The organism is Rhodococcus sp. PSi06 (assembly GCF_054960675.1).
Genome location: NZ_JBHNYO010000004.1, coordinates 100,052 through 112,726, shown reverse-complemented (window position 1 = coordinate 112,726; position 12,675 = coordinate 100,052). Strand labels below are relative to the sequence as shown.

Sequence of the window (12,675 nt, the reverse complement as noted above, 5' to 3'; positions counted from 1 at the left end):
GTCACTCCGGCCCCGCCCGCGCCGTCGCGGTGGCGTCGGACATTCCGAATCGCCCGAGGAACACCGGTTGGCCCACGGTGACGATCACATCCCACTCGTCGATCGTGCACTTCCGCAGCTCCGTACCCATGCGCACCGCCAACCCCCGCGCCGTCTCACATGCATCGGCGACCCCACGATCGAGGGCCCCCGCCCCGGCCAACGCAGCGAGATCTGCCGCCGACTGCGCCTGATGGCGAGCACCCACCGCCGAGCCGACATGCATCACCATCACCACGACGGCGATCAACGCCGATATCGCCAGCGCCGCCAACACCGTCGCCCCACCCTCGTCGTCCCGCAATCTCATTCGGGTGCAACCGGTTCCGCGGCAGCAACTGCCTCCGCCGACAACGTCAATCCAGGCAAGGGACTCGCCACCTCCACCCGCGCGACGAAGAAGTCGCCGTCCTCCGTCACCGTCACCCGTGCGCCGTCCGGAGCGACACGTTCTCCTGCCGAGACCGCTTGCGCTGCATTACCTCTGGCCGCCAATCGAACAGCTTCTCTGGCAGCGTCGACGCACCCGATGTGCATCGTCACCGACACGATCGCCCCGATACACACCACGATCACCGCGACGATGGACGCGATCGCGAACGCCGCCTCCACCGTCACGGCACCGTCGTCACCGGTCGCTGTCAGACGGCAGTGTTCAACGCTCGATCGATGATCCCGGTCAACGCAGACAGAATGCTGTCGCCGGTCACCACCGTATAAAGCACCGCCCCGAATGCCGCGGCGGCGATGGTGCCGATCGCGTATTCCGCGGTGGACATCCCGTCGTCCTCCACCGCCAACAGCGCCATTCGAGTCTTCAACTCCTGCAATGCATTCTCGATCATCTCGATTTCCCTCCCTGTTGCCCGGTGCGGCTGTTCCGCAACCGAAAATCGTGTGCGCGGCTCTCACAGCAGGCCACCGCCCAGTACGTTCCCCGCCAGTCCGATCACCACGGGAATGATCCCGAGACAGATGAAGGCAGGCAGAAAGCACAGACCCAGTGGCCCGCTGATCAGAACGCCCGCGCGTTCGGCCGCAGCAGCCGACGCGTCCTCGGCGCGAGTTCGTTGTGTCGCAGCCAGTTCCGTCATCGCCGACGCCATGGACGAGCCTGCCCGAGCCGACCGGCGTGCCATCCTCGCCAGCGCCTCGGTGTCCGGATCGTGCGCGACGGCGTCCCATGCGGTCTCGGCATCGGCCCCGAGTTCTAGTAGATCGGCTGCCTTGCGCAACGCCGTCCCGAACGAGGCGGGCGCAGACTGCGCCGCGGCGGCAGCGGCCGTCGCTATCGGAAGCCCCGATCTCAAGCACGCCGCGAGTAGATCGAAGGTCGTCGCCACCGCCAGCGGGTCGGGCGTGGGCGCATCGACGATACCCACTTCGGTGTGGGGATCGGGCGCGTGTCTACGAAGCCCGCCACCTGCTGCGGGCAGAGTCACCAATGCCGTTGCGATACAGAGGACCGCTGCCCACATCATGTGGTCACCTTGCCGGTGATCGCGTCCGTCCACAGAAGACCGGCGCACCCGAGGGCCGTACCGATGCACAGCAGAATCCCGCCCATTCCACCGCCGAGCAGAATACGCAGCGGATCGGCACCCATAATCTGGCCGAGAGCGACCCCGAGAAGAGGCAGTCCGGCCAGGACCAGTGCCGTGGCCCTCGCGCCGGCCAACGACGCCTCCGTTCGTTCCCGAAACCGTCTGCGGCCCAGCATGTCGTCGCGAACTGCGTCCAACAACTCGGCGAGTGCGAGTCCGTGCTCGTCGGCTACCCGCCACGCTGCGGCCAGCCGGCCGAGCTCGGCGTCCAGCAGTGGATCGCACGCAGCGATACCGTCAGCAGCCTTGCCGCCGAGTCTCGACCGCGATGCCGCACCGCGCAGCGCAGCCGAGGCGATTCCCCCGCATTCGCCGGCCGCCACCGCACTGGCCGTAGCCGGGTGAGATCCGACGCGCAACTCACCGACGATGACCTCGACTCCCGTTGCCAACCAATTCAATTCGGTCGCCCGTCGATCGCGCTCGGCCCGCCGCCTGACGCGGCTCCACCCGGTACCACCCGCCACCGCCGCTGCACTCACGGCCCAGACGCCGCCCAGCCACCAGACCACGCCGACGGAAACCAGCGCAGTGCAACTCGGCACCAGCCATCGCGGAACTGTCGTCGTAGACCGGACAGACCTGCGCGTGAGTCCACGAGAGCTGTTCGGCCACAACAGTAATGCTGCGGCGGACAGCACCAGCACGGCAGTCATCGGGCATCACCGCACCGGCGGTCCAGCAGTTCGACCAGTCGGCTCTCACCCGGCGTCGCCTCGCGATCCACCGACCACGCAGGCACGATGTGTACCCGCCCGGTCGGATCGACGTCCACTACCCCGATCTCCCGGAGCCGACGCCTACCGTCCGCACTGCGATGAACGTGCAGCACCACGTGAACGGCGGCAGCAAGCTGACTGTGCAGCGCATCGCGGCCCATTCCACCGAGCGCGGCGAGCGCTTCGAGACGCGCAGGCACCTCGGCGGGAGAGTTCGCATGGATGGTTCCGGCTCCGCCGTCGTGGCCGGTATTGAGAGCCGTCATCAGGTCGATCACCTCGGCACCGCGGACCTCACCGACGACGAGCCGGTCGGGTCGCATCCGCAGCGCTTGCCGCACCAGCTGCCGCACCGTTACCTCCCCCACGCCTTCGACGTTGGGAGCACGAGCCACCAACCGCACCACATGCGGATGCGCCGGTGCCAGCTCCGCCGCGTCCTCCACACAGACGATCCGCTCGGCCGGATCCACTTCACCCAGCATCGCAGCGAGTAGCGTGGTCTTTCCCGCGCCGGTTCCGCCGACTACCAGAAATGCCAACCGTCCGAGAATGATTCGACGCAGCAGCTCGTAGCCGTCATCGGTGATGGCTCCCGATGCCCGCAGCGCCGCGAGGCCCTGGGTAGCGGGTCGCAACACGCGGAGCGACACACAGGTCCCACCGCTCGCCACCGGTGCCAACACTGCGTGCAACCGGACCCCGAAGACCTCGCGCCCCACTCCGGGAAGCCTGCCGTCGACCCAGGGTTGGGCGTCGTCCAATCGTCGACCGGCCGAGAGCGCGAGCCGCTGCGCCAACCGGCGCACGGCGGCCTCGTCGACGAAACGGATGTCGGTGCGTTCGAGGCCGTGTCCCCGATCGATCCACACCTGATCGGGGGCGGTGACCAGCACGTCGGTCACTCCCGGCTCGGACAGCAGCGGTTCGAGTGGGCCGGCTCCTGTCAGCTCGGTCTGCAGAACACGCAGGGCCGCAAGCATATCGGTGTCGCCGATGACACCGCCTGCTTCGGCGCGGATGGCCGCGGCGACGCTCGCCGGAACGGGAGCATCGGCAGAGGCGGCCAGGCGGTCACGGACGCGGTCCAGCAAATCGGCGGTCACGACGGCACTCATGCCGCACGCCGCCGCGCGCCGGGCTTGCGACCGAAGGTCTCGAGCACACTGTGCGCCGCCGCAGCCAGGGGCGACCGTCTACCGAGAACGAGTCCGCCTCGCTCGAGTCGCTCGGACAATCCCGGCTCGGCTCGCATGGACGTCAACAGTGGGAGGTCGAGGGCCGCGGCAATGTCCGCTGCCCTCAGCCCGCCCGGCGCAGGCCCGCGAACGACTATGCCGACGTTGGCATTTCGCTCTGCCACGTAGGAAACCACTTCCCCCGCGGACGTGACTGCGCGCAGCTCCGCCGGGAGCAACAGCACGACGAGGTCCGCTGCGGCGTAGAGCGCGTCCGAGATGTCGCCTGGATGCCGCGGGGCGTCGCACACCACCAGATCGCCCGCAGCCCGTCCTGCGTCGAGCACAGCGGTCACAGCGACGGCAGTCGGTCCGACGGTGCGTTTCTCGGATCTGCCCAACGCCAACACCGACAGCCCGTCCTGCGACGGTAGGGCCCCGTGCAAGGCGTCTGCGGATACTCGGCCACCTTCTACGACCAACCCGGACCACCGCAGACCGGGCCGGTTCTCCCAGCCGAGCAACAGATCCAGACCACTGCCGTACCGGTCGCCCTCCACGAGCAAGGCGCGCCGCCCCGCGCCGGCACCGCTCAGCCCGAGCGCAGCGGCGAGCGTCGACGATCCTGCTCCACCTCGCGCGCCCACCACGGCGATGACTCCACCGTCTCCTGACGGTACGGACATCGGCTCGCCGAGGAGTCGAACGAGGGCGTCCTCGTTGGTCGGCAACGACATCACGTGCTCTGCCCCGACTGCGGTGGCGGTTCGCCAGTCGTCGAGTGTCGGCGGTATAGCCGTGACCAGAATGACGCCATTCCGCCGCGGAAGTGCGGTCGACAACGCGTGCTCGGCGGACGACAAATCGATCAAAATAATTCCGGCGCGATCCCATATGGACCGTGTCGAGCCGTTACCGACCAGTAAGTTCCGCTCTTCCACAACACAATCCGCGGCCGCCGCAATCCGGTACACGTCCTCGCGCAAGCCGCGAAGTTCGATCGACATCGCGATCGTCGGCTGTGCGCTTCGCTGTCGCGAGTCCGATTTCATGCGCCAAGCCTGCGTGAGAATGTGCTCGAGGTGGGCGCGACTTGGGGAAATGTGGATGGATTCGGCCCTGTGGATGAATAACGGTACCCATGTACCATTTTTCGGCCTACCCCAGAAATGAGGACGACCCTCGCCAGGGGGGGAGGAGGCGAGGGTCGTCTGGTTCAGCCCCGGGGGGTCGGGCTGAACACCGCCCGGAATGAACCGGGCTCACAGAAAATACTACACCCGTGGACGTCCTTGTTTGCAAGTTCAACCGTCGGATTTTCCGGAGCGAGTTCTGCCGAGTCCGCCAGTGTCACCACGCAACATCCACCGGTCACCACCGGCCACTATGGTGACAAACGTGACCCAGACCGCGAGCAACGACGACGCCCCCGCCGCCCGACGCCCAGCGCGCGTCGCGGCATTCTTCGACCTCGACAAAACCATCATCGCGAAGTCCAGCACGTTGGCATTCAGCAAGCCGTTCTTCGATCAAGGTCTCATCAACCGGCGCGCAGTACTCAAGAGCAGCTACGCACAATTCCTTTTTCTCCTCTCCGGGGCGGATCACGACCAGATGGAGCGGATGCGCGCACACATCGCCGGCATGACGGCCGGTTGGGATGTGGAGCAGGTACGAGCTGTGGTCGCAGAGACCTTGCACAACATCGTCGATCCCCTGGTGTTCGCCGAAGCCGCCGACCTCATCGCAGATCACAAGCTTCGTGGACACGACGTCGTGATCGTCTCGGCGTCCGGCGACGAAATCGTCCACCCCATCGCCGAACTTCTGGGGGCCGACCACAGCATGGCGACCACGATGGTCACCGTGGACGGCAAGTACATCGGCGAGGTCGAGTTCTATTGCTACGGCGAGGGCAAGGTCGACGCCATGAAGTCCCTGGCAGCGCAACATGATTACGACCTCGCGTCGAGCTACGCGTATTCGGATTCGATCACCGACGTGCCGATGCTGCGCGCCGTCGGGCATCCGACGGCCGTCAACCCCGATCGCGCGCTGCGCAAGGAAGCCGCGACGAACGGGTGGCCGATTCTCACCTTCTCGAACCCGGTGTCGCTGCGCTCGCGCATCCAGACCCCGTCGGGAAAGACCGTAGCCTTCAGTGCCGCAGCAAGTTTCAGCGCACTTGCGGCCGGAGCCGTCACCTACGGATTACTTCGCAGAAAACGATGAGGCACAAACCCTTGATGTGAGGCGCGTCACGGGGTACAAATGACGTACGGAAGAACGCGAGGCCAAGAACGAATCGGAAGAGAAGATTCGCTCTCCCGACCGGGATTCCCAGCACGGACACCGGCACCCACGCGGAGCTTGCCACCTAATGGCAGAAGCGCTGTGGGCCTGCGAAATTCGAGAATGATCAGCAAGAACCCTGCACCGGTTGCAGGGATGACCTCATCACTGTCGAATTCTCGCCGAGGCCACGTGGTAGTCCATCACAGCCCACCTGTGCACGCTTGGTAACCAGGCGCTCCGTGCTAACGGGCGGCGACGTCGACGCAAGTCGGCATCGCCGCCCTTTTACGTGCTCACTACTGCAGGCTCCGCTCGCGGCCCTTTTACGTGTGCGCTACTGCGCAGCCTCGGCAATCGAAGTCGCTTCTGCTGCACCGGCTTCGAACGCTCCACAACACAGGATCACCCAACTCCCGACGCCCGTCGCGGTGCCCTCGGCAAATCCTGCGGCTCCGTCCCGGTATGCCTTCGCCCGACGCATCCAGCTCACCTCGGGCACGCCGAGGTTGTGGGGATCGAATCCCGACGATGCGGCGACCAATCTCGATGCGGCCCGCGCGACGAGACCGTCGGCCGACCCGAACGGTTCGAGCGTCAACAACTCACCGTGCACCACCGCTGCGATTACCGGGGCCGGGGCCGACGTTCCGCCGGTCACCAACTGAGCGAGTAGGTCGAGTCGCTCGCCGACTCCGGCATCCGCGCGCGGACGGCCGAGCGCGGAGGCGTCCTCCACGAGGTCGGCGGCGGCCAACAAGTGCAGCCGGGCAAGGGTCTGCAGTGGGGCGCGCTTCCACGTGGACAACGTGTTCTGCAGGGCGTCGCCGTCCAGAGCGGCAGCCACTCGCAGCGCACCCGCCAGAATCGGGTCGCCTTCCTCGCCTTCGCGAGGGAAATCCATCGAGCCACCCTCGAGCGCGGACGACGACCGAGCCGCCCGTACCGCAGCCTCGGCAGCGGTCGCCGGCCAGCCACGACGATTGGCCTTGTGCCGATGCACTGCGCCCAGGGCGTCACGCGCACGTTCGGCGGAGTCGACGACTCCGGGCAATTCCAGCAGCGGGGCGAGGGGGTCCGTCACGACAGACGACGGTACCCCCTCACCCACCGCGGTTATGCGCCCAGCTGCACCGAGCCACCCGGGATGGCTGCGAGCAGCTTCTGGGTGTACTCCTGCTGCGGGTTGTCGAAGACGGCATCGGTCGACGCCGCCTCGACGATCTCGCCGCTGCGCATCACGAGCACGTCGTCGGCGATCTGGCGGACCACTGCGAGGTCGTGCGTGATGAACAGGTACGTCAATCCGAGCTCGGCCTGAAGGTCGTTGAGCAGCGACAGGATCTGCGCCTGCACCAGCACGTCCAGAGCCGACACTGCCTCGTCACAGATGACCATTTCGGGCTCGAGGGCCAGCGCACGAGCGATTGCGACACGTTGCCGCTGGCCGCCGGACAGCTCGTTGGGGAACCTGCGCATCACCGACGACGGCAGTGCCACCTTGTCCAGCAGATCACGGACTCTGGCTTCCCGCTCGGACTTCGACCCCACCTTGTGAGTGCGCAGAGGCTCCTCGATAGTGCTGAAGATCGAATACATCGGGTCCAGCGTCCCGTACGGATTCTGGAAGATCGGCTGCACTCGACGACGAAACGCGAACGCGTCCTTGTTGTTCAACCCCGCCACATCACGCCCGTCGAACTTCACCGAACCTGCAGTGGGCTCGAGAAGTCCCAGAACCATCTGTGCCACAGTCGACTTGCCCGAACCCGATTCGCCGACGATCGCAGTGGTGGTGCCACGTGCGACTCCGAACGACACATCTTTGACGGCCGTGAACACGGATGACTTGAACGGGTTGCCGCCCCGGAGCTTGAATTCCTTCGTCAGCCCCTCGACCACGAGCACAGTGTCCGCGGCCGGCTCGAATGCCGAGTCGGTCTCCTCGGTGACGGCCTCGACCGCCACCTGCTTGGCATGCTCGACGATGTCCTTGCGCACCACCGACGACTTGAGTCGCTGAGACGCCAGAGACGGCGCGGCGGAGACGAGCTTGCGCGTGTACGGGTGCTGGGGATCCTGCAGGATCTCCAGTGCCGGACCGGATTCCACGATCCGTCCCTTGCTCATGACGACGAGGTGCTCGGCTCGTTCGGCAGCCAGGCCCAGATCGTGGGTGATCAGCAGAACCGCGGTGCCGAGTTCCTTCGTCAAACCCTCGAGATGATCGAGAATCTGACGCTGCACGGTCACGTCGAGAGCGGACGTCGGCTCGTCGGCAATCAGAAGTTTCGGACGTGCCGAAAGCCCGATCGCGATGAGCGCACGCTGACGCATACCGCCCGAGAACTCGTGCGGGTACTGATTGACCCGCTTCTCCGAATCGCTGAGGCCCGCTTCCTCGAGCAGCTCGGCTGCCCGAACCCGCGCCGCCTTGCCCTTGGCGATGCCGTTGGCAGCGAGGGCCTCCTCGATCTGGAAGCCGATCTTCCACACCGGATTCAAGTTGGACATCGGGTCCTGAGGAACCAGGCCGATCTGGCTGCCGCGGATGTCGACGAAGTCCTTCTCCTTGGCCTGCGCCAAGTCACGGCCCTCGAACAGGATGCGCCCCGCCGTCACCGTGCCGGTTCCGGGAAGCAGGTTGATGATCGAGTGCGCGGTGGTCGACTTACCGGAACCGGATTCGCCCACGATCGCAACGGTCTGCCCCGGGTAGACCGTCAGCGATACACCGCGAACAGCCGGGACCGCACCGGAGTTGGACCGGAACGAGACCTCGAGATCTTGGATGTCGAGCAGGGGCTGCTCCACTGCGATGCGTGCTGGATCCGTCATCGCTTCCTCGCCTTCGGATCGAGGGCGTCGCGCAGGGCGTCACCCATCATGATGAAGCCGAGCACCGTGATTGCCAGCGCTGCAGCAGGATAGAAGAGAATGGTCGAGCCCTGACGCAGGGTGACCTGGGCGGCACTGATGTCGCCGCCCCAGGAGACCTCGGTGGGAGGCAGTCCGATACCGAGGAACGACAGCGTCGCCTCGGCCACGATGAACGTACCGAGTGAAATCGTCGTGATGACGATGATCGGTGCCATCGCGTTGGGCAGTACGTGCCGGATCAGAGTTCGCAGTCGCGTCAAACCCAAAGCCTGCGAAGCCATTACGTAATCGTTGCCCTTCGCCGACAGCACTGCACCGCGGGTGATGCGAGCCATCTGAGGCCAACCGAACAACGCCAACACCAGAATGACTGTGAAGATCGTGCGATCGGTGAACAGCTGCATGAGGACGATGGCAGCCAGAATCAGCGGAACACCGAAGAAGATGTCGGTAATTCGTGAGAGCAACGAGTCCGCGATGCCGCCGTAGAAGCCGGCCAGAGCACCGAACACGACGCCGATGAACAGCACGAGGAACGTGACCCCGACTCCGGTCAGCACGGACGCCCGAGCACCGAACAGCACCCGAGAGTAGATGTCGCAGCCCTGTCGGTCGTAACCGAACCAGTGCCCGGATCCCGGGCCCTGCATGCTGAACTGCAGATCACAGAAGCGCGGATCGGTACTGGTGAACAGGCCAGGCACGGCTGCGACCACGATGACGGCCAGGATGATGATGGCCGAGACTATGAACATCGGACGCGTGCGCAGGTTCCGCCACGCATCGGACCAGATGCTGGCGGGTGCGTCGTCGATGACGACCGCATCGGTCTGCGACACGTCGATGACCTCGTCGGCCTCGACGAAACGTGCTTGGCGAGTAGCGCGATCGGCGTCGACGCTCTTCGGTGTGATGGGATCAGACATAGCGAATCCTCGGGTCGAGCGCGGCATAGAGAAGGTCGACGATGAGATTGGCGACCAGATAGACGACGATCAGCACGGTCACGAAAGACACGACGGTCGGTGCCTCACCGCGGATGACGGCTTGGTAGATGGTGCCGCCGACTCCGTTGATGTTGAAGATTCCCTCGGTGATGATCGCGCCGCCCATGAGGCTGGCGAGATCGGCGCCGAGGAACGTCACGACGGGAATCAGCGAGTTGCGCAGCACGTGCACGTTGACGACGCGGTTACGCGAGAGGCCCTTGGCCGTCGCCGTCCGCACGAAGTCTGCACTGAGATTCTCGGCCACCGACGTGCGCGTCAACCGCACCACGTAGGCGAACGAGACGGCTCCGAGCACGAATGCCGGCAGCAACAGGTTGGTGAAGCTGGTGTTGCCTCCCACTGTCGGCGGCACCCAACCCCACTTGATACCGATGAAGAACTGCGCGAGAAAACCGATGACGAAGATCGGCACGGCGATGATGACGAGGCTGACGACGAGGACAGTCGAGTCGAACAGCTTGCCCTTGCGCAGACCCGCGATGAGACCGAAGCCGATACCGAACACGGCCTCGATCACGAGGGCCATCGAGGCGAGCTTGGCGGTGATCGGAAACGCTTGTACGAGAACTTCACTGACGGGGCGGCCCGAGAAGGACATGCCGAAGTCGAACGTGAAAATGCCCTTGAGGTACAGCAGGTACTGCACGATGAACGGCTGGTCGAGGTGATAGCGGGCGCGCAGTTGGTCGGCGACGGCGGGACTGATCGCCTTGTCTCCGGCCAATGCCGCGATGGGGTCTCCTGGCAGCAAGAAGACCATGGCATAGATCAAGAATGTCGCCCCGATGAACACGGGGATCATCTGAAGTAATCGGCGTCCGATGTACCAGAGCATCGGATCACCTCCTTTGGAGGAAGGTGGACGTCACCGCAGAGGCGCAAGGATCAGCTGCAGCGGGGCGTCGAACGTAGATGCGGGAGTGAGCGAGCACACGAGAAGGGCGGTAGGTGGAAGACCTACCGCCCTTCTCGGTCTCTACAGCAGTGGAGCGAACGTGATCAGTTCTTCTCGATCTGGTTGTAGATGGGGATTCCGTCCCAACCGATCTTGACGTTGGTGACGTTCTCCGACCAACCACTGGCTGCGTTGCGGTACCAGGTCGGCACTGCGGGCAGGTCGTTGAGCAGGATTTCCTGAGCCTGGTTGGTCAGCTCCTGCGCCTTGGTCTTGTCGGTCTCACCTGCGGACTCGCGGAGCAGACGGTCGAACTCGGGGTTGGAGTACTCACCGTCGTTGGAGCTGCCACCGGTCTGGTAGTTCTGTGCCAGGAAGCCGTACTGCTGCGGGTAGTCACCCTGCCAGCCCGACCGGAAGGCGGTCGCGATGGTGCGGTTGGTGGCTTCGGTGCGCAGCTGAGCGAACGTCGGGTACGGCGCACCCTGCGCCTCGATGCCGAGCGTGTTGCGGATGCTGTTACTGACCGCATCCACCCATTCCTGGTGTCCACCGTCGGAGTTGTACGCGATGGAGAACGTTCCGGACCACGGCGCGATGGCGTCGGCCTGCGCCCACAGAGCCTTGGCACCCTCGGGGTCGTACTCGACGTTTCCGACGTCGGAGAGGTCGCCGGTCCAGCCGTCGATGGCCGGGCTGGTGAAGTCCTTGGCCGGGGTACGGGTCTTGTTGAAGATCTGCTCAGTGATCTGGTCGCGGTTGATGGCCTTGGAGATCGCCTGGCGACGCAGCACACCCTCTTCGCCACCGAAGTGCGCGAGGCGGCCCGGAATCGTGAACGTCTCGATCGACGCGGACGGCTGGTTCACCGTGCGGTCGGGAAGATCGGACTCGAAGGTGGTGACGGCCGAGGCCGGAACGTTGTCGAGAACGTCGACGTTGTTCGACAGCAGGTCCGTGTATGCAGTGTCGAGGTTGCTGTACAGAATGAAGCTCACGCCGCCGTTGGCGGGCTTGCGGTTACCGGCGTAGTCGGGGTTCGTGACCAGGTCGATCCGCACGTTGTGCTGCCAAGCGCCCTCCTGGGCGAACTTGTACGGGCCGTTGCCGATCGGGTTCTCGCCGAACGCGGCGATGTCCCGGTACGCAACCTCGGGTAGTGGGTAGTAAGCCGCGAAGCCGAGACGATCGGGGAACGCTGCTTCGGGCTGCTTGAGCTCGATGGTGAACGTCTTGTCGTCGACGACCTTGAGTCCGGACATGGTCTGCACCGTCGGGTTCTCGGCCGCGACCTCGTCGTAGCCCTGAATCGGATCGAAGAACGAGCCCTGCAGCTGCGCATTGGTCGACAGTGCGCCGTAGTTCCAGGCATCGACGAACGACTTGGCCGCGACCGGCGTGCCGTCGGTGAACTGCCAGCCGTCCTTCAACGTGACGGTGTAGTTCTGGCCGTCGGTGGTATCGATCGAGTCCGCGACCTCGTTCTCGACACCGCCCTCGGGGGTGTAGGACACCAGGCCGGCGAAGATCGAGTCGACGACACGTCCGCCGGTGTTCTCGCTCGTATTGGTGGGCACCAAGGGGTTCTGCGGCTCACCGCTCCACGCGTTGATGATGCCGGAGCCGTCTCCTGACCCTCCGCCGCCGGTCGAATCGCTCGAAGAGCACGCCGTCACCAGCGCCGCTCCCACGACAACTGCGATTGCAGCTGACGCGATGCGTGTTTTACGCAAGGAAATCCTCCATCCAGATGTGAGCACGGGGTCATCCGTGTTCAGGTTCCTCGGGCGCGACGCCCGGGGATTCGTGGGCGACCGCAAGACACGGCCTGTGAGCCGTACCAACGATCTGATGGAACGAACTTTAGACACATCCTGAAACGAACATGTGAACTCCCCCGAGTTTTGTTGACCGGCGAGTAGGTCGGAAACATGATCGAAACGTTTCGGCAAGTCGATTTCCCACAGTTCGGGCAGAGCCGCCGAGACGGCCTCGCGGCGACGACACCGATGACCGTCCATCGTGCGGAAACTACCGATCACCGCAGATCAAGGGGTT

At 64.9% G+C, this 12,675-nt stretch carries 13 protein-coding genes; 1 reads left to right on the top strand and 12 read right to left on the bottom strand.

The features are described 5' to 3' along the window. Window position 1 precedes the first annotated feature (1 nt). The 7 genes from ACFI9K_RS07085 to ssd all read right to left on the bottom strand — a co-directional run bounded on the left by ACFI9K_RS07085 (window position 2) and on the right by ssd (window position 4,592). Window positions 2-349 carry an Rv3654c family TadE-like protein gene (locus tag ACFI9K_RS07085; protein WP_462662849.1) on the bottom strand — a complete coding sequence of 116 codons (348 nt, stop codon included), beginning with the start codon at window positions 347-349 and terminating at the stop codon, window positions 2-4. Continuing rightward, complete coding sequence (locus tag ACFI9K_RS07080; protein WP_462662848.1) at window positions 346-657, bottom strand: TadE family type IV pilus minor pilin; 312 nt, start codon at window positions 655-657, stop codon at window positions 346-348. Before ACFI9K_RS07080 ends, ACFI9K_RS07085 begins: the two co-directional genes overlap by 4 nt. A 23-nt stretch (window positions 658-680) precedes the next feature. Beyond that, window positions 681-884, bottom strand: a complete 204-nt coding sequence (locus ACFI9K_RS07075) for a DUF4244 domain-containing protein (RefSeq protein WP_222095086.1) — start codon at window positions 882-884, stop codon at window positions 681-683. A 63-nt stretch (window positions 885-947) separates the two neighbouring features. Continuing rightward, complete coding sequence (locus ACFI9K_RS07070; protein ID WP_462662847.1) at window positions 948-1,520, bottom strand: type II secretion system F family protein; 573 nt, start codon at window positions 1,518-1,520, stop codon at window positions 948-950. Continuing rightward, a complete protein-coding gene (locus tag ACFI9K_RS07065; RefSeq protein ID WP_462662846.1) occupies window positions 1,517-2,299 on the bottom strand; it encodes a type II secretion system F family protein in 783 nt (260 codons plus the stop codon). Before ACFI9K_RS07065 ends, ACFI9K_RS07070 begins: the two co-directional genes overlap by 4 nt. Then, complete coding sequence (locus tag ACFI9K_RS07060; protein WP_462662845.1) at window positions 2,296-3,480, bottom strand: TadA family conjugal transfer-associated ATPase; 1,185 nt, start codon at window positions 3,478-3,480, stop codon at window positions 2,296-2,298. The genes ACFI9K_RS07065 and ACFI9K_RS07060 overlap by 4 nt, the downstream gene beginning before the upstream one ends. Beyond that, window positions 3,477-4,592, bottom strand: a complete 1,116-nt coding sequence (ssd, locus tag ACFI9K_RS07055; RefSeq protein WP_462662844.1) for a septum site-determining protein Ssd — start codon at window positions 4,590-4,592, stop codon at window positions 3,477-3,479. Before ssd ends, ACFI9K_RS07060 begins: the two co-directional genes overlap by 4 nt. A gap of 334 nt (window positions 4,593-4,926) precedes the next feature. Here ssd and ACFI9K_RS07050 point away from each other — a divergent pair, with 334 nt between their 5' ends. Beyond that, on the top strand, window positions 4,927-5,772 hold the full coding sequence (locus ACFI9K_RS07050) for an HAD family hydrolase (RefSeq protein WP_462662843.1): 846 nt from the start codon (window positions 4,927-4,929) through the stop codon (window positions 5,770-5,772). 397 nt (window positions 5,773-6,169) lie between these two features. Here ACFI9K_RS07050 and ACFI9K_RS07045 read toward each other — a convergent pair whose 3' ends face one another. The 5 genes from ACFI9K_RS07045 to ACFI9K_RS07025 form a co-directional block, all read right to left on the bottom strand. Continuing rightward, window positions 6,170-6,916 (bottom strand): oxidoreductase, encoded by a 747-nt coding sequence (locus ACFI9K_RS07045; RefSeq protein WP_462662842.1) that lies wholly within the window; start codon window positions 6,914-6,916, stop codon window positions 6,170-6,172. Between the two features lie 32 nt (window positions 6,917-6,948). Further along, entirely contained in the window at window positions 6,949-8,670 is a 1,722-nt protein-coding gene (locus tag ACFI9K_RS07040) for a dipeptide ABC transporter ATP-binding protein (protein WP_027494481.1), read from the bottom strand. After that, entirely contained in the window at window positions 8,667-9,638 is a 972-nt protein-coding gene (locus ACFI9K_RS07035) for an ABC transporter permease (protein ID WP_462662841.1), read from the bottom strand. Before ACFI9K_RS07035 ends, ACFI9K_RS07040 begins: the two co-directional genes overlap by 4 nt. Next, a complete protein-coding gene (locus ACFI9K_RS07030; protein ID WP_135044368.1) occupies window positions 9,631-10,557 on the bottom strand; it encodes an ABC transporter permease in 927 nt (308 codons plus the stop codon). Before ACFI9K_RS07030 ends, ACFI9K_RS07035 begins: the two co-directional genes overlap by 8 nt. A 164-nt stretch (window positions 10,558-10,721) precedes the next feature. Next, on the bottom strand, window positions 10,722-12,350 hold the full coding sequence (locus ACFI9K_RS07025; RefSeq protein ID WP_462662840.1) for a peptide ABC transporter substrate-binding protein: 1,629 nt from the start codon (window positions 12,348-12,350) through the stop codon (window positions 10,722-10,724). Between the last annotated feature and the right edge of the window lie 325 nt (window positions 12,351-12,675).